Raw genomic sequence first — 15,818 nt, forward strand, 5'->3', positions numbered from 1 at the left:
CCGTTCAGGTGTAAAAGAGAGCCCGGAGGTCACCATCCGCCAGCGAGTTTCGCCCGCGGATGTCGTTTTGCTATGCGCATGTCCGATACGCGGGCACATGGCGCAAAACGGACGACAGGCTGACCGGTACGGGTTGCGGCGCGCCGCCCGGGGACCACATTCAGGCAAGCGGCTGGCCGATGCGTGGCGGGCCGTCTCCCCTGAACCGGCCGGACGGCCCGGATCATCCCGTTGCGCGGGATCGACCCGGCGCCCGGCAAGCGAAAGACTTGAGACGGACATGTTCGAGAGCCTGTCAGACCGCCTGAGCGGCATTCTGGACTCCCTCACCCGGCGCGGTGCGCTGAGCGACGCGGACGTGACCGCGGCGCTGCGCGAAGTGCGCCGTGCGCTGATCGAGGCCGACGTCTCCCTCGACGTGGTCCGCTCGTTTACCGACAAAGTCAGGAACCGCGCCGTCGGCCACGAGGTGGTGAAGTCCGTCACCCCCGGCCAGATGGTCGTCAAGATCGTTCACGACCAACTCGTGGAGATGCTCGGCTCCGAAGGCGAGCCGATCGACCTCAATGCCCCCGCCCCCGTCGCCATCATGATGGTCGGCCTGCAGGGCTCGGGCAAGACGACGACCTCGGGCAAGATCGCGCTGAGGCTGACGAAGCGCGACAAGCGCAAGGTCCTGATGGCCTCGCTCGACACCCGCCGCCCGGCCGCACAGGAACAGCTGAAGGTGCTCGGCGAGCAGACCGGCATCGACACCCTGCCGATCGTCGCCGGCCAGTCGCCGACACAGATCGCCAAGCGCGCCGAGAGCGCCGCCCGCCTCGGCGGCTACGATGTCGTCATTCTCGATACCGCCGGCCGCACCCACATCGACGAACCGCTGATGGTGGAGATGGCCGAAATAAAGGCCATCGCCAAGCCGCACGAAATCCTGCTGGTGGCCGACAGCCTGACCGGTCAGGACGCGGTGAACCTCGCCAAGAGCTTCGACGAGCGCGTCGGCATCACCGGCCTGGTGCTTACCCGCATGGACGGCGACGGCCGCGGCGGCGCGGCGCTTTCCATGCGCGCGGTCACCGGCAAGCCGGTCAAGCTCATCGGTACCGGCGAAAAGGCCGATGCGCTGGAGGAATTCCATCCCGCCCGCATCGCCGACCGCATCCTCGGCATGGGCGACATCGTCTCCCTGGTTGAGAAAGCATCCGAAGCCATCGACGCGGAACAGGCCGCAAAGATGGCGAAGAAGTTCAAGAAGGGCGAGTTCGACCTCGACGACCTTTCCGAACAGCTTCAGCAGATGGAAAAGCTTGGCGGCATGTCCGGCATGCTCGGCATGCTGCCCGGCATCGGCAAGATGAAGAAGCAGCTGGAGGCCGCCAATCTCGACGACAGCGTCATCAAGCGCCAGCGCGCGATCATCTCGTCCATGACGAAGAAGGAACGCCGCGCGCCCAAGCTCCTCAACGCCAGCCGCAAGAAGCGCATTGCCGCCGGCTCCGGCACCGAGGTGCAGGACGTCAACAAGCTCCTCAAGATGCACCGCCAGATGGCCGACATGATGAAGGCCATGGGCAGGAAGAAGGGCGGCCTGATGGGTGCGCTCGGCGGCATGATGGGCGGTGGCGGCATGCCGGGCGGCGGAATGCCCGACATGGATCCGGCCGAGATGGAACGGCTCGCCAAGCAGATGAGCAAGGGCGGCGGCATGCCGAGCCTTCCTCCCGGGGGTCTGCCCGGAATGCCCGGCGGCGGCCTGCCCGGTCTGGGTGGCGCAAAGTTTCCCGGCCTTCCCGGCATGGGCAAGAAAAAATAGACGGATTTCACGGAATACCGGCCCGCTGAGCGATATGGCGGACCGGTCAGGCAACTTTAAAGACACACACGAACACGATCTCAAGAAGGACTGAAGAACAATGGCTCTCAAGATTCGCCTCGCCCGCGGCGGCACCAAGAAGCGCCCCTACTACCGCATCGTCATCGCCGACGCCCGCGCCCCGCGCGACGGCCGCTTCCTGGAGAAGGTCGGCAGCTACAACCCGCTGCTGCCGAAGGATTCCCCGGAGCGCGTGACGCTCGACACCGACCGCGTCCAGCACTGGCTGTCGCACGGCGCCCAGCCGACCGACCGCGTGCTGCGCTTCCTCGATGCCGCCGGTCTCGCCAAGCGGGAGGCGCGCAACAACCCGAAGAAGGCGCTGCCCGGCAAGAAGGCGCAGGAGCGTCTCGACGCCAAGCGTCAGGCCGAGGAAGAAGCGGCGGCCGCTGCTGCCGAGGCCGCGGCGGCTCCGGCCGAAGAGGGCGGCGAGGAAGCTGCCGCCAGCTGAGGCGCGCTTTCTTCCCGCACGATTTGAGACGGCGCCCGCCCGGGAACACCGGCGCGGGCGTTGTTGCCTTGAAAGAGGATATTCGTCCTGATGGTCTCTTCCGACCGCGTCCTGATGGCAGAAATCGGCGCCGCGCACGGCATTCGTGGCGAGGTGCGGGTCAAGCCGTACGGGCTGGATCCCATGGCGCTCGCCGACTACGGCCCGCTCGAGACCGACGACGGCCGCACATTCGAGATAGAAGCGCTGCGCCCGCAAAAGCACATGCTGATCGTCCGCTTCAAGGGTATCCGCGACCGCAACGCCGCCGAGGCGCTTACGCGCACCAAACTCTATGTCGCGCGCGAGAAGCTTCCCGCCCCCGATGACGAGGACGATTTCTACCACGCCGACCTGATCGGCCTGCCCGTCTTCGATACGCAGGGCGAAGAACTCGGCACCATCGTCTCCGTGCCGAATTTCGGCGCCGGCGACCTGCTGGAGATCGCGCCCAAAGGCGCGCGCAGCTTCTACCTGCCGTTCACGCGCGAGGCCGTTCCGGAAATCGACATCGCCGCCGGGCGGCTCATTGCCATCCTGCCCGAAGGCCTTCTCGCCTCCGCCGACGACGAGGAAGAGCGTCGCAAGGAAGAAGGATAGGAGCGCACCATGGCCACCGTGATCATCGTCTCCGGCACGTTCCGCCTCCCGGCGGAAAAGATCGAGGCATGGCGCCCGCATGCGGTCGCGATGCTGAAGGCGACCCGCGCCGAACCCGGCTGCCGCGTCTATTCCTACGCCCACGACGCGGAGGATCCCGGTCTCATACGCGTTTACGAGGAATGGGAAAGCCGCGAGGCGCTCGCCGACCACTTCGAGGCACCGCACATGAAGGTCTGGCGCTCCGCACTTGCCTCCATCGGCGCCTTCGACCGTGACCTCCGTCTGCACGAGGCGGACGAAGGCGAACCGACCTGACACCATGTTCCGTGCAACCGTTCTCACCCTTTATCCGGACATGTTCCCCGGCCCGCTGGGCACAAGCCTTGCCGGTCGGGCGCTGGAACGCGGCGCCTGGAGCCTGGAGGCGCGCAACATCCGCGATGTCGCCACCGACCGCCACCGCACCGTCGACGATACGCCCGCCGGCGGCGGCGCCGGCATGGTGCTGAAGCCCGACATCGTCGCAGCCGCCATTGATGCAGCCGCCCCTGAAAGCGATACCCGCCCCCGCCTTCTCATGAGCCCGCGTGGAAAGCCGCTCGAGCAGGCCCGCGTACGGGAACTGGCCGCGGGCGACGGTGCGCTCATCCTGTGCGGCCGCTTCGAGGGCGTGGACGAACGGGTGATCGAGGCGCGCGGGCTTGAGGAGGTTTCCATCGGCGACTACGTGCTGTCGGGCGGCGAGCTGGCGGCCATGGTGCTGATAGATGCCGTGGTACGCCTTCTGCCGGGCGTCATGGGCAATGCGGAATCCGGCGAAACCGAAAGTTTCGAGACCGGGCTTCTGGAACACCCCCACTACACCCGCCCGCAGGAATGGGAAGGCCGAACCATCCCGGAAATCCTTCTCTCCGGCGACCACGGCCGCATCGCGAAATGGCGCCACGAGCGGGCGGAAGAACTGACGCGGGCGCGCCGCCCGGACCTGTGGGACGCCTATTGCGCGACGCCTCGCGAAAAGACGAAGCCTTAGGCGCGTGCCCTTACCCCGGCGGCCAAAAGCGCTATATCATTAACATCAACAGGGTCCTCGGCCCGAAATCCGCCGCACCTTCCTACCAAAGTCGCTGAAACGCGATATGGACGGCGTTTGCGCGGAAAAGCATAATGCCGCCGATCAAGCGCGCCTTGGTTGCGTGCACGAAAGAAGCAATTGGGAGGTTGCCGATGTCCGATACCGTATTCCCGGTCCCCGCTGACATTGCCGAAAACGCACTGATCGACAAGGACGCCTATCGCGATCTCTACCAGCAGTCGGTCGATGACCCGGAAGGCTTCTGGGCCAAGCACGGCAAGCGGATCGACTGGATCCGCCCCTATACCAAGGTCAAGCACACCTCCTACGATTACCACAACGTCTCGATCAAGTGGTTCGAGGACGGCACGCTCAACGTCTCTGCCAACTGCGTCGACCGGCACCTGGAAAAGCGCGCGGGCCAGGCAGCGATCATCTGGGAGGGCGACGATCCCTCCGAGCACAAGGTGATCACCTATCAGGAGCTCTACGCGGAGGTGAACCGCTTCGCCAACGTGCTGAAAGAGGCGGGCGCCAAGAAGAGCGACCGCATCACGCTCTACCTGCCGATGATCCCGGAAGCGGCCTACGCGATGCTGGCCTGCGCGCGCATCGGCGCGATCCATTCCATCGTTTTCGGCGGCTTTTCGCCCGACAGCCTCGCCGGACGCATCGAGGATTGCGGCTCCACGCTGGTGGTGACGGCCGACGAGGGCCTGCGCGGCGGCCGCAAAGTGCCGCTGAAAGCCAACGTGGATGCGGCGTGCGAGCGCCTTTCCGGCCATGAGCCGAAGGTCATCGTGGTCAAGCGGACCGGCGGCGACGTCAAGATGAAGGACGGCCGCGACGTCTGGTATCATGAGGCGGCCGAAAACGTTTCAGACCGCTGCGAGCCGGAGGAGATGAGCGCGGAGGATCCGCTGTTCATCCTCTACACCTCCGGCTCCACCGGCAAGCCGAAGGGCGTGCTGCACACCTCCGGCGGCTATCTCGTCTACGCCTCGATGACGCACCAGTACGTCTTCGACTATCACGACGGCGAGGTCTACTGGTGCACGGCGGACGTCGGCTGGGTGACCGGCCACAGCTACATCGTCTACGGCCCGCTCGCCAACGGCGCGACGACGCTGATGTTCGAGGGCATTCCGACCTATCCCGACGCCTCGCGCTTCTGGCAGGTGATCGACAAGCACAAGGTCAACATCTTCTACACCGCTCCGACCGCCATCCGCTCGCTGATGGGGGCGGGCGAGGAGATGGTCAAGAAAACCTCGCGCAAGTCGCTGCGCGTGCTGGGTTCCGTCGGTGAGCCGATCAATCCCGAAGCCTGGAACTGGTATCACAAGGTGGTGGGCGACGAGCGCTGCCCGATCGTCGACACCTGGTGGCAGACGGAGACCGGCGGCATTCTGATCACGCCGCTTCCCGGTGCGACTGACCTGAAGCCCGGCTCCGCCACCCTGCCCTTCTTCGGCATCCAGCCGGCGGTGGTCGATGCGGAAGGCAACATTCTGGAGGGCGCGACGGAGGGCAATCTGGTCATTCTCGACTCGTGGCCCGGCCAGATGCGCACGGTCTACGGCGATCACGACCGCTTCGTGCAGACCTACTTCTCCACCTACAAGGGCATGTACTTCTCCGGCGACGGCTGCCGCCGCGATGCGGACGGCTACTACTGGATTACCGGCCGCGTCGATGACGTGATCAACGTCTCTGGCCACCGCATGGGCACGGCGGAGGTGGAATCCGCGCTCGTCGCCCACCCGAAGGTGGCCGAGGCCGCGGTGGTTGGCTATCCGCACGACCTCAAGGGCCAGGGCATCTATGCCTATGTGACGCTGATGGAAGGCGAGGAGCCGACGGATGAGCTGAAGAAGGAACTGGTGACCTGGGTCCGCAAGGAGATCGGCCCGATCGCCTCGCCCGATCTGATCCAGTTCTCGCCGGGTCTGCCGAAGACGCGTTCGGGCAAGATCATGCGCCGCATCCTGCGCAAGATCGCCGAGGACAGCTTCGACAATCTGGGCGACACCTCGACGCTGGCCGATCCGGGCGTCGTCGGCGACCTGATCGACAACCGCCAGAACCGCGCCAACGCCTGAGGCTTGCGCGAGACGGAAATATCGAGGGCGGCGCTCGACGGGCGGCGCCCTTTTTCATGTCCCATCGTACTGTTATGCCTCCACCGTTACTGCCGATAAATCTCGGACAGGCCATACAATGGTTCGGAGGAGGTTAGAAACGTGGTGACTTTCCAGTAGTGCCTGATCACTTACTTCGACAGATAGAGTTTCTGTATTTCCCGAGCATACTTGGCAAAAGTCTCGCTTAGTGCCTGTCCGCTGGAGGCATAAGTGAACTTATTGGAACTGCTGGCGCAATTTTCCATCGTTGCCTGGGCTGTGGCGTTGGACTCAGGGTTGAAGTACACGGAATAGATCGTGATGCCAGAGCCTTGATTGGCTGACGAATTCTTCATCGCAGAGCAGACGGCCTTGGCGCGATCCGCCGACGCGGTACTATATTCATTGTAGTTTTCGTACCAATAGGTATCCGTAGTAGTGGTGCATGTTCGATTCCATCCCCAGCCGGAGCAACTTTGTCGAGAAACGTCGGTCTTGTCGAAGATCGCGTTGAACTCGCCGTCCGTCATAATGATCACGTATTTCAGCGTCTTGTCATTGTCGTAGCTAACGGCTTCGCTGTCGGTCGGCCAAAGCTCGTTCCATTTCGGCGACAACGTGTACCAGCCCCAGACAATGCCGACTTGACCAGCAGTCCCTCCCTTTGCAGACAGATTATTGATTTTGGTAAGCAATGTGCTTTTCGTGCTGGTCAGCGGCAGAATATTACTCGACGGGCAACTTCCATAAGATTTGCCATAGTTACTATAGTATTCTGCCAATTTTTCTTTCGAATATCTCTGGTAACCTTGATAGTACATGGTTAGATTAGAACCATTTCCAATGTATTCGCTCGTATAGCTCGCATCCGTATATTGCTGGGCGCCTGTACGCTCAGTGACACAATTCGTCGAATAGCCATTGGTGACTAGGCTCGCCATGGACGAGCTGAGGCTGACGCCTTCGCTATAGGGGATGATCGAGATGCGGATGCGGTCGCTGGTTTCATCCGGCATCAGCGTGTTGATCAACGTTGTTGCCGCACTCTTCAGGGAGGCGATACGAGTCGAGCCATTGCCATCGGACCCGTCCATTGACCCGGTTAAGTCGAGCACCAGCGCGATTTCCAGGTACTTGTCGGAAAAACTCGCCTGCGATGTGACTTCGATTGGCATCGTGTCGATGCCAAGGATCTTCATGAAAGCGGTCTGGACAGCGCCCTTGGCGGTCACCGAGATTGTGCCGGCCGTTTCGTCGATGGAGACATCGTCGGCTGTCAGCTCATAGGTGGCCGTCTCGCCCAGCGCCTGCGCCGTTGTCTGGGAGAACGTGTCGACGATCTGGGTCTTCGTCTTGTCAGTGTCGGTGGAGCTTGAGAGGTAGCGCGCACCGGCGAGCACCGCGCCGTCGAGTTCCTGCGCCATCACTTCCTTGACGTTGACCGCCCGCGAATAGTCGATCGCCGCCCCGACCATGCCGATCACGACGATGGCGGAAAGTCCCCACATGATCGCGATCGAGCCACTTGTGTCGCGCGCAAACCGCGCCAGCAGGGCCTTCATCGCTTCAACACCGCGCCACATAGCAAGATCTCTCGTGTTCGGACCGGCCGCCATGGGCTTGGCTGAGCGCGGCGGCCGGTCGCTGTCGGCAGTGGCCCCACCCGCATCCGGCGGAAGCCGACCGATATCGGGACAACGCGCCCGCTATCCGCCCATTGAACGCAGCAATCGGGCCGGATCCGGTGCGCAATCTCAGCTCTCCACGAAGCCGATTGAATTCGCTGAATAATTCCTGATCGCGCCGTAAACGACGTGTTAAGTCGGCTTCGCGGATTTGACCGAAGGTCGCACGCCAGTTGCTGCTTTCCCGTTAAATCCGACAAGGTGGCCGGACAAGCGGCGGACGGGGTTAAGAGAAGGCTAAGCCGGCGCACCGTTGTGGCATCGCCATTGTCATGAATCGGGACATGGCGAGGACATGTCGGCCGCCACGCGCCTGCGCAGTCTCGCCAGCGCTGAGGGAAATGCGAAGGGTGCCCGGGGCGCTCAGGGCTCCAGTTCGGTATCCCAGTACAGGAAATCGAGCCAGCTTTCGTGCAGATAGTTGGGGGGGAAAAGCCGGCCGTTCTGGTGCAGGTCCTGCACGGTCGGCCGGAAGGGCGCGTGCGCGGGGAACATGCCGATTTCGCGGCACGACTTGTGCGATTTGCGCAAGTTACAGGGAGAACAGGCGGTGATGACGTTTTCCCAGGTGGTCTGTCCGCCCCGGCAGCGCGGGATCAGATGATCGAAGGTGAGATCGTCGCGCGAGCCGCAATACTGGCACTGGAAACGATCGCGCAGGAAAACGTTGAAGCGGGTAAAGGCGGGGTGCTTGGACGGTCGGATGTAGGTCTTGAGCGACACGACGCTCGGCAGGCGCATCTCGAAGCTCGGACTTCGGATCGCGACGTCGTATTCGCACACGATGTTGACCCGGTCCAGAAAGACCGCCTTGATCGCGTCCTGCCAAGCCCACAGCGACAGGGGGTAATAGCTCAGGGGTCGATAATCCGCGTTGAGCACGAGAACCGGATGGGTTCCCGTCGGCACGGCGATGGTCACACCCACGCTCCTTTTTCCGGCATAAGCCACCCTAAAGGCGCAGGCATAGTGTAAAGCGTGGATGACGCTGTTGTGAAGCCGTAAGCGTGACGTAGCGTCGCGGGAATGACGCAACCTTTACCGCGCCCTTGCTGTCTGAAAAATCGAGAGAATCCGGAGCCGTCAGGTTGCAGTGCAGCGTGCGCCGGCCCGGACAGGAACGCAAACGGGCACCCGTGGGTGCCCGTCGGTGTCGTTCCGCGCTCTTTTCGGGCAGCGAATCAGCCTTGCGGCCACTCGCGCACGTCGACGAAACGGCCGGCGACCGCCGCCGCCGCCGCCATGGCCGGCGAGACCAGATGCGTGCGTCCCTTGAAGCCCTGACGGCCCTCGAAGTTGCGGTTCGAGGTGGAGGCGCAGCGCTCGCCCGGAGCGAGCTTGTCGGCGTTCATCGCAAGGCACATCGAGCACCCCGGCTCGCGCCATTCGAAGCCCGCCTCGATGAAGATCTTGTCGAGGCCTTCCGCCTCGGCCTGATCCTTCACAAGCCCCGAGCCCGGCACCACCATGGCACTGACCGTATCGGCAACCTTGTGGCCCTTGACGACGGCGGCCGCGGCGCGCAGATCCTCGATGCGGCCGTTCGTGCACGAACCGATGAAGACGCGGTCGATCGCGATGTCGGTCATCTTCGTGCCGGCGGTGAGCCCCATGTATTCCAGTGCGCGGCGCTTGGAGGCACGACGGCCCTCGTCGGCAATGTCGTCCGGGTTCGGCACGACGCCGGTGATGGAGACCACGTCTTCCGGCGAGGAGCCCCAGGTGACCGTCGGCGGCAGGTTGGCCGCATCCAGATGCACCTCGCGGTCGAAGTGGGCGTCCGGATCGGAATAGAGCGTTTCCCAATAGGCCTTGGCCATGTCCCAGGCCTTGCCAGTGGGAGCCTTGGGGCGGCCCTTGATGTAGGCGTAGGTGGTCTCGTCGGGGGCGATCAGGCCGGCGCGCGCACCCGCCTCGATCGACATGTTGCAGACCGTCATCCGGCCCTCCATCGACAGCGCGCGGATGGCGTCGCCGGTGTACTCCATGACGTGTCCGGTGCCGCCGGCCGTGCCGATCTCGCCGATGATCGCCAGGATGATATCCTTGGCGGTCACGCCCTCGGGCAGATCGCCGTCGACGGTGATCCGCATGTTCTTGGCCTTCTTCTGGATCAGCGTCTGGGTGGCGAGCACGTGCTCCACCTCCGAGGTGCCGATGCCGTGGGCCAGAGCCCCGAAGGCGCCGTGGGTGGAGGTGTGACTGTCGCCGCACACGATGGTCATGCCCGGCAGGGTGAAGCCCTGCTCGGGGCCCACGATATGCACCACGCCCTGACGGCGGTCGGTCTCCGAATAGTACTCGACGCCGAATTCCTTGGCGTTGTCGGCAAGCGTCTGCACCTGCAGCGCGGATTCGGGATCGTCGATGCCGTGTGTGCGGTCTGTGGTCGGCACGTTGTGATCGACGACGGCGAGCGTGCGGGTCGGCGCGTGCACCTGGCGACCGGCCATGCGCAGGCCCTCGAAGGCCTGCGGCGAGGTCACTTCGTGAACGAGGTGGCGGTCGATATAGAGCAGGCCCGTTCCGTCTTCCTGCATGTCGACCAGATGGTCGTCCCAGATCTTGTCGTAGAGCGTCTTGGCTTCAGTCATCGGTCTTTCTCTCCCGGAAAATTCGGATAAACGACATTGATGGCTCCGCCGGCCAGGCCGCGGCGCTCCGACAAAGGCGCGCGTGCCCGGCGGGCGGATCAGCCCATAAGGATGTCGTTGGATACGTTGAGAAGCGCATGAAAGCGCCACGGCAGACGGGCGTGGTCGTGGAAGAGAGCGAAGGCGATGGGCGCATGCACGCCGGCGGCGGCGCTGTGACGAGCGCGCCGTGCCTTCAAGCTGTCTGTCCTGTCCATGTTCGCGGTCATGTGATGGAGCGACCCGATCTGCACTATCGCCGGCAATATGCCGGTCCGGTGCGACGGTTTCAAGGATTTCCGCTTTGCGGCTCTCCCTGGCCCCGCACACCGCGATGCAAAAGCGCCCGCGCCTCTGGAGAGGGCGGGCGCCTTCTAAGCGTGTTTGCGGCACCGCACGTCGGTGCGGACCGAACGGAATCCTATTCCGCGTTCGCCTCGGCGGCGGCAGCTTCCTGAGCGGCCTTCTTCTCGGCCTCGGCGGCGGCCTTGGCCTCGACGGCGGCGGCGCGCTGCTCGTCGTTCAGGCGCTTGGCGCGAACGTTGGAGGCTTCCGCGATGCGCGCGGACTTACCGCGACGGCCACGCAGGTAGTAGAGCTTCGCGCGGCGGACCTTACCGCGACGCACGACCTCGACACCCTCGACCAGCGGGGAATACATGGGGAAGACACGCTCGACGCCTTCGCCATAGGAAATCTTGCGAACCGTGAAGCTCTCGTGCAGGCCCGAACCGGCGCGGGCGATGCAGACGCCCTCGTAGGCCTGGACACGGGTGCGCGTGCCTTCGGTAACGCGCACATTCACGCGGATCGTGTCGCCGGGGGAAAATTCGGGGATCTTCCGCTGCTCGGCGATCTTCGCCATCTGCTCGGATTCGAGCTGTTCAATGATATTCATGACAAGTCTCTCGTTCTTCGTGTCACGATTGATCGGCCCCCAACATGCGGACATGGCGGGGCTCAAGGCGCGTCCTATACAGGACATTGCGGTGGGAGTCATGCGGTTTTTCGCCGAAAACCGCAGGGTCTCGCGAGGAAATTGCAGCTGAGACGCGCCTACGCCGCCGCGCTCAACCCGCCCTTGGCGAGAATGAAATCCACCACGGCCGCAACGCCCTCCCCCGCCTTGGTATTTGCGAAGACGAAGGGACGCGTCCCGCGCATCTTCTTCGCGTCCCGATCCATGACGGAAAGATCGGCGCCCACCAGCGGGGCAAGATCGGTCTTGTTGATGACGAGCAGATCTGAGCGCGTGATGCCCGGTCCGCCCTTGCGCGGGATCTTGTCGCCGGCCGAGACGTCGATGACGTAGATCGTCAGGTCCGCGAGCTCCGGCGAGAAGGTTGCCGCGAGATTGTCGCCACCGGATTCGATGAGAACCACGTCGAGATCCGGGTAGGCGGCATTCAGCTCCGCAACGGCCGCGAGATTGATCGAGGCATCCTCACGAATGGCCGTGTGCGGACAGCCGCCCGTCTCCACGCCACGAATGCGTTCCGGTTCGAGCGCGCCCGAGCGCGTCAGGAACTCCGCATCTTCCTTGGTATAGATATCGTTGGTGATGGCGGCGAGCTGGAAGTCGTCGCGCAGGCGTTTGCACAGCGCGTCCATCAGCGCGGTCTTGCCGGAGCCAACGGGGCCGCCGATGCCGATGCGCAGGGGGCCATTGGGAGAGGTCATGAGCGAAACAGCCTCGTGTATTGGGTTTCGTGAAGCTGGGAAGAAATATCGGCGAGAAACGAAGCCGAGCCAAGGTCATCGAGCGATGCGGCAAGCGCCTCTGCGGCCACCTCGGCGATGACGGGCTCAAGTCCTGCAATCACCCGCTGTCCGTCGCTCTGGCCGAGCGGCACGGCCCGGACGGCGGCGGAAACGAGGTTGGCCGCAAAGGCATGGAGATAGGCGGAAACCGCCTGGGCGAGATCGACCTCGTGGGCGGCGCAGTGAATGCCGACCGCGACACTGTACGTCCAGGTGGCAATCGCATGAAGTCCGCCCGCCTCTTTCAAGGCGGCTAGCCTTTCCGCCGCCGTCTCGTCTTCTGCCGGCCAGGCGGCATCGAGCGCGGTGACGAACGCCGCCCCTTGCGCGCTCGCTTCCAGATGCCGTTCCTTCGACGGTTGCAGCGCCGCCGAAAGCTCCGCGATATCGCGGCACACGCCAAGGTCGCCAACGGCGAACGCCTCGTGCGCGCGGGCAAGCAGGATCGCATCGCACCGGCCCGAGCCATGGCGCAGCACGTCCGTCACCCAGGCCTTCAGCGTCGCGGCGTCCTTCACCACGCCCTCTTCCACGGCCCATTCCAGGCCGTGGCTGTAGGTGTAGGCGCCGACGGGAAAGGACGGCGACATCCAGGCGAGCAGCCGGTAGAGCGATGCGTCAGCCATGATCGTGCGGGCCGTGGTGGTGATGCCCATGGTCAGGGGAGTGCCCGTCATCGGCGCCGGCCCCGTGCCCATGGTGGTGCCCGTGCTCATGACCATGTACAGCGCCATGTCCATAGGCGCCGCCTTCCGGGTCAAACGGCTCGGTGACGAACGCTATGCGCCCGCCGAGCCGTTCCACCATGTCCTCGATCACATGATCGCGGCGGATGCGCAGGCGGTCGCCAAGGAGCTGCGTCGGCAGGTGACGGTTGCCGAGGTGCCAGGCGATTTTTACCAGATGCCCCATATCCTCGGCCACAATTTCCACCAGCGCTTCCGGGGCTGCGACCACCTCCACCAGCCGCCCGTCCTCCAGCTTCAGCGCGTCGCCGGCGCGCAAGGCCATGGCCTTCGGCAGATCGAGCAGGAACTCGGTCCCTGCCTCGCCCGTCATCGCCACACGCCGGCGGTGGCGATCATCGTGATCGAGATCCACCCGATCGGCGGGTTCGCCCGACCACGTGCCGACCTCCAGCACCTCAAGTGCCCGGATCATGTCGTTTCCTCACAAACTGGGAAGCCGAAGGGTGCCCCGGTCTTGTTGCCCGCACGATGTCTACCGCCATTCCGCCGCCTCGACGCGGAACCGTTGCACCGTTCCCGGTCGCCGCGACAGGCGGAGCGAGCAGTTGCCCGGGCCTTCCAGCGCATCGGCGATGCGCCGGTCCTTGGCCGCGATTTCCAGCACGATCGCGCGGAACTCTTCCAGATCCGGATCGCGCCCGGCAGCGTCCTCGTCCAGCATCTCGCCCCCGAAATCGACGACCGCCCAGCGCGTCTGCCCGGCATCGAGAAGCTCGACGTTGAGACCTGCCTCGCCGCGCATCAGCCGGAAGGCGATGGCGCGGCGGTCCTTCGGTTCCGACAACGCGTCCCAGCGCCCGAGCGAGACGACGATATCTGCTGACGGCACCGGCGTGCGCGTCCAGTCCCCGAAATAGACGGCGACCGCCTCGTCATCGCGCGTGACGAACCCCTGTGGCGCGGCGGCGAGCGGGTCGCAACACGGACAGCCGGGAGCGGGATCGCTTGCGGTTTCGATGACGAATTCCATCCCGTCAGCCTCTCATTTCGCTTTAGAAAAGAAAATAGCGCTGCGCCATCGGCAACACGTCCGCGGGCTCGCAGGTGATCAGTTCGCCGTCGCAGCGCACCTCGTAGGTCTCCGGGTCGACCTCCACCTGCGGCGTCGCCGAATTGTGGATCATCGAGGCCTTGGAAATGCCGCTGCGTGTATTCTCTACCGGCAGGATCACCTTGCCCAGTTCCAGAGAGGCCTTGAGCCCGGCCTCATACGCCGCCCTGGAAACGAACGTTACGGCCGAGGCCTCCAGCGCCTTGCCGAAAGCGCCGAACATCGGGCGGTAGTGGACGGGCTGCGGCGTCGGGATCGAGGCGTTGGGATCGCCCATCAGCGCGGCCGCGATCGTGCCCATCTTGAGAACCAGATCGGGCTTCACGCCGAAGAAGGCCGGATCCCACAGAACGAGGTCCGCGAGCTTGCCGACCTCGACGGAACCGATATGCGCGTCCATGCCATGGGCGATGGCCGGGTTGATCGTGACCTTCGCCATGTAGCGCTTGACGCGCAGGTTGTCGTTCTCGCCGGTCTCCTCCGCCAGACGGCCGCGCTGCACCTTCATCTTGTGCGCGGTCTGCAGTGTGCGGATCAGCACCTCGCCGACACGCCCCATCGCCTGACTGTCGGATGCGATGATGGAGAGCGCGCCGATGTCGTGCAGGATGTCCTCGGCTGCGATCGTCTCCTTGCGGATGCGGCTTTCGGCGAACGCCACGTCCTCCGGGATCGACGGGTCGAGATGGTGGCACACCATCAGCATGTCGAGATGCTCGTCGAGCGTGTTGCGCGTATAGGGCCGCGTCGGATTTGTGGACGAGGGAATGACGTTCGGATAGCTGACGACCTTGAGAATATCCGGCGCATGGCCGCCGCCCGCTCCTTCCGTGTGAAAGGCATGGATCGTGCGGCCCTTGAAGGCGTTGACCGTATTCTCGACAAAACCGCTCTCGTTCAGAGTGTCGGTGTGGATCATCACCTGCACGTCATAGGCATCGGCCACCGACATGCAGCAGTCGATGGCCGCCGGCGTCGTGCCCCAGTCCTCGTGCAGCTTCAGTGCCATCGCCCCGGCCCTGACCTGTTCCTCGAGCGCGGCCGGCAGCGCGGCGTTGCCCTTGCCGGCGAACGCGAGGTTCATCGGGAAGGCGTCGGCCGATTGCAGCATGCGCGCCAGATGCCAGGGGCCGGGCGTGCATGTGGTGGCGTTGGTGCCGGTGGCCGGTCCCGTACCGCCGCCGATCATCGTGGTGACGCCAGCATAGAGCGCCTCGTCGATCTGCTGCGGACAGATGAAATGAATGTGGGCGTCGATGCCGCCGGCCGTCAGGATCTTGCCCTCGCCGGCGATCGCCTCCGTGCCCGGGCCGATGACGATATCGACATCCGGCTGCACGTCCGGGTTGCCGGCCTTGCCGATGCCCGCGATGCGCCCGTCCTTGAGGCCGACATCGGCCTTGACGATGCCCCAGTGATCGACGATCAGCGCGTTGGTGATGACGGTATCGACCGCGCCGCCGGAGCGCGTCACCTGAGACTGCCCCATGCCGTCGCGGATCACCTTGCCGCCGCCGAACTTCACCTCCTCGCCGTAGGTGGTGAGGTCCTTCTCCACCTCGATGAAGAGTTCCGTATCGGCGAGCCGCACGCGGTCGCCCGTTGTGGGACCGAACATGTCGGCATAAGCCGCACGCGGCATCTTATAGGGCATCGGGAACGGCTCCTCTCACGATCGTCGCGGTCTGCTCCAGTCCCGGACGGGTAATTGTCATTTTGTTCATCATTCGGGCAGCGATGACCCGATTTTGCCAAGAAATGATCCCGGCACCGCC

The 15,818-nt window shown here is 64.3% G+C and carries 16 protein-coding genes; 6 read left to right on the top strand and 10 right to left on the bottom strand.

The genetic code is table 11. The annotated features are described in order from the left end of the window. The first annotated feature begins 280 nt into the window (after nt 1-280). The 6 genes from ffh (at nt 281) to acs (ending at nt 6,143) form a co-directional block, all read left to right on the top strand. Nucleotides 281-1,813 carry a signal recognition particle protein gene (gene ffh / locus V2L18_RS15380; RefSeq protein WP_336179164.1) on the top strand — a complete coding sequence of 511 codons (1,533 nt, stop codon included), beginning with the start codon at nt 281-283 and terminating at the stop codon, nt 1,811-1,813. A gap of 100 nt (nt 1,814-1,913) precedes the next feature. Then, on the top strand, nt 1,914-2,324 hold the full coding sequence (rpsP, locus tag V2L18_RS15385; RefSeq protein WP_336179165.1) for a 30S ribosomal protein S16: 411 nt from the start codon (nt 1,914-1,916) through the stop codon (nt 2,322-2,324). A 90-nt stretch (nt 2,325-2,414) separates the two neighbouring features. Continuing rightward, entirely contained in the window at nt 2,415-2,963 is a 549-nt protein-coding gene (rimM, locus tag V2L18_RS15390; RefSeq protein WP_336179166.1) for a ribosome maturation factor RimM, read from the top strand. Between the two features lie 9 nt (nt 2,964-2,972). Further along, on the top strand, nt 2,973-3,281 hold the full coding sequence (locus tag V2L18_RS15395; protein ID WP_336179167.1) for a putative quinol monooxygenase: 309 nt from the start codon (nt 2,973-2,975) through the stop codon (nt 3,279-3,281). A gap of 4 nt (nt 3,282-3,285) precedes the next feature. After that, nucleotides 3,286-3,999, top strand: a complete 714-nt coding sequence (gene trmD, locus V2L18_RS15400; RefSeq protein WP_336179168.1) for a tRNA (guanosine(37)-N1)-methyltransferase TrmD — start codon at nt 3,286-3,288, stop codon at nt 3,997-3,999. A 194-nt stretch (nt 4,000-4,193) separates the two neighbouring features. Continuing rightward, on the top strand, nt 4,194-6,143 hold the full coding sequence (gene acs, locus V2L18_RS15405; protein WP_336179169.1) for an acetate--CoA ligase: 1,950 nt from the start codon (nt 4,194-4,196) through the stop codon (nt 6,141-6,143). Between the two features lie 170 nt (nt 6,144-6,313). On the opposite strand, the gene V2L18_RS15410 is transcribed toward acs, so the two are convergent. The 10 genes from V2L18_RS15410 to ureC all read right to left on the bottom strand — a co-directional run bounded on the left by V2L18_RS15410 (nt 6,314) and on the right by ureC (nt 15,697). Further along, entirely contained in the window at nt 6,314-7,747 is a 1,434-nt protein-coding gene (locus V2L18_RS15410) for a TadE/TadG family type IV pilus assembly protein (RefSeq protein WP_336179170.1), read from the bottom strand. Between the two features lie 465 nt (nt 7,748-8,212). Further along, nucleotides 8,213-8,770 (bottom strand): HNH endonuclease, encoded by a 558-nt coding sequence (locus V2L18_RS15415; RefSeq protein ID WP_336179477.1) that lies wholly within the window; start codon nt 8,768-8,770, stop codon nt 8,213-8,215. A gap of 260 nt (nt 8,771-9,030) precedes the next feature. Continuing rightward, nucleotides 9,031-10,443: a 3-isopropylmalate dehydratase large subunit gene (leuC, locus tag V2L18_RS15420; protein ID WP_336179171.1), complete on the bottom strand. Its 1,413-nt coding sequence runs from the start codon at nt 10,441-10,443 to the stop codon at nt 9,031-9,033. A gap of 98 nt (nt 10,444-10,541) precedes the next feature. Continuing rightward, the gene (locus V2L18_RS15425; RefSeq protein ID WP_336179172.1) at nt 10,542-10,682 is read right to left on the bottom strand and encodes a hypothetical protein; all 141 of its coding nucleotides are present in this window, start codon (nt 10,680-10,682) and stop codon (nt 10,542-10,544) included. A gap of 221 nt (nt 10,683-10,903) precedes the next feature. After that, nucleotides 10,904-11,380 carry a 50S ribosomal protein L19 gene (gene rplS, locus V2L18_RS15430; protein ID WP_336179173.1) on the bottom strand — a complete coding sequence of 159 codons (477 nt, stop codon included), beginning with the start codon at nt 11,378-11,380 and terminating at the stop codon, nt 10,904-10,906. A gap of 158 nt (nt 11,381-11,538) precedes the next feature. Next, a complete protein-coding gene (ureG, locus tag V2L18_RS15435) occupies nt 11,539-12,162 on the bottom strand; it encodes an urease accessory protein UreG (protein WP_336179174.1) in 624 nt (207 codons plus the stop codon). Continuing rightward, nucleotides 12,159-12,977, bottom strand: coding sequence for an urease accessory protein UreF (locus V2L18_RS15440; RefSeq protein WP_336179478.1), 819 nt, complete (start codon nt 12,975-12,977; stop codon nt 12,159-12,161). The genes ureG and V2L18_RS15440 overlap by 4 nt, the downstream gene beginning before the upstream one ends. Further along, nucleotides 12,862-13,404 (bottom strand): urease accessory protein UreE, encoded by a 543-nt coding sequence (locus V2L18_RS15445; RefSeq protein ID WP_336179175.1) that lies wholly within the window; start codon nt 13,402-13,404, stop codon nt 12,862-12,864. Before V2L18_RS15445 ends, V2L18_RS15440 begins: the two co-directional genes overlap by 116 nt. Nucleotides 13,405-13,464: 60 nt before the next feature. Then, a complete protein-coding gene (locus V2L18_RS15450; protein ID WP_336179176.1) occupies nt 13,465-13,962 on the bottom strand; it encodes a hypothetical protein in 498 nt (165 codons plus the stop codon). A 22-nt stretch (nt 13,963-13,984) separates the two neighbouring features. Further along, nucleotides 13,985-15,697, bottom strand: a complete 1,713-nt coding sequence (gene ureC / locus V2L18_RS15455) for an urease subunit alpha (protein WP_336179177.1) — start codon at nt 15,695-15,697, stop codon at nt 13,985-13,987. Nucleotides 15,698-15,818: the final 121 nt, after the last annotated feature.

The sequence above is a fragment of the Breoghania sp. JC706 genome, assembly GCF_037026715.1.
In the GTDB taxonomy this organism is placed as follows: domain Bacteria; phylum Pseudomonadota; class Alphaproteobacteria; order Rhizobiales; family Stappiaceae; genus Breoghania.

What these genes read in the sequence shown, in the direction of transcription:
- ffh (WP_336179164.1), top strand. Translation starts at nt 281, where the DNA reads ATGTTCGAGAGCCTGTCAGACCGCCTGAGCGGCATTCTGGACTCCCTC.
- rpsP (WP_336179165.1), top strand. Translation starts at nt 1,914, where the DNA reads ATGGCTCTCAAGATTCGCCTCGCCCGCGGCGGCACCAAGAAGCGCCCC.
- rimM (WP_336179166.1), top strand. Translation starts at nt 2,415, where the DNA reads ATGGTCTCTTCCGACCGCGTCCTGATGGCAGAAATCGGCGCCGCGCAC.
- V2L18_RS15395 (WP_336179167.1), top strand. Translation starts at nt 2,973, where the DNA reads ATGGCCACCGTGATCATCGTCTCCGGCACGTTCCGCCTCCCGGCGGAA.
- trmD (WP_336179168.1), top strand. Translation starts at nt 3,286, where the DNA reads ATGTTCCGTGCAACCGTTCTCACCCTTTATCCGGACATGTTCCCCGGC.
- acs (WP_336179169.1), top strand. Translation starts at nt 4,194, where the DNA reads ATGTCCGATACCGTATTCCCGGTCCCCGCTGACATTGCCGAAAACGCA.
- V2L18_RS15410 (WP_336179170.1), bottom strand. Translation starts at nt 7,747, where the DNA reads ATGTGGCGCGGTGTTGAAGCGATGAAGGCCCTGCTGGCGCGGTTTGCG.
- leuC (WP_336179171.1), bottom strand. Translation starts at nt 10,443, where the DNA reads ATGACTGAAGCCAAGACGCTCTACGACAAGATCTGGGACGACCATCTG.
- rplS (WP_336179173.1), bottom strand. Translation starts at nt 11,380, where the DNA reads ATGAATATCATTGAACAGCTCGAATCCGAGCAGATGGCGAAGATCGCC.
- ureG (WP_336179174.1), bottom strand. Translation starts at nt 12,162, where the DNA reads ATGACCTCTCCCAATGGCCCCCTGCGCATCGGCATCGGCGGCCCCGTT.
- V2L18_RS15440 (WP_336179478.1), bottom strand. Translation starts at nt 12,977, where the DNA reads ATGGCGCTGTACATGGTCATGAGCACGGGCACCACCATGGGCACGGGG.
- V2L18_RS15445 (WP_336179175.1), bottom strand. Translation starts at nt 13,404, where the DNA reads ATGATCCGGGCACTTGAGGTGCTGGAGGTCGGCACGTGGTCGGGCGAA.
- V2L18_RS15450 (WP_336179176.1), bottom strand. Translation starts at nt 13,962, where the DNA reads ATGGAATTCGTCATCGAAACCGCAAGCGATCCCGCTCCCGGCTGTCCG.
- ureC (WP_336179177.1), bottom strand. Translation starts at nt 15,697, where the DNA reads ATGCCCTATAAGATGCCGCGTGCGGCTTATGCCGACATGTTCGGTCCC.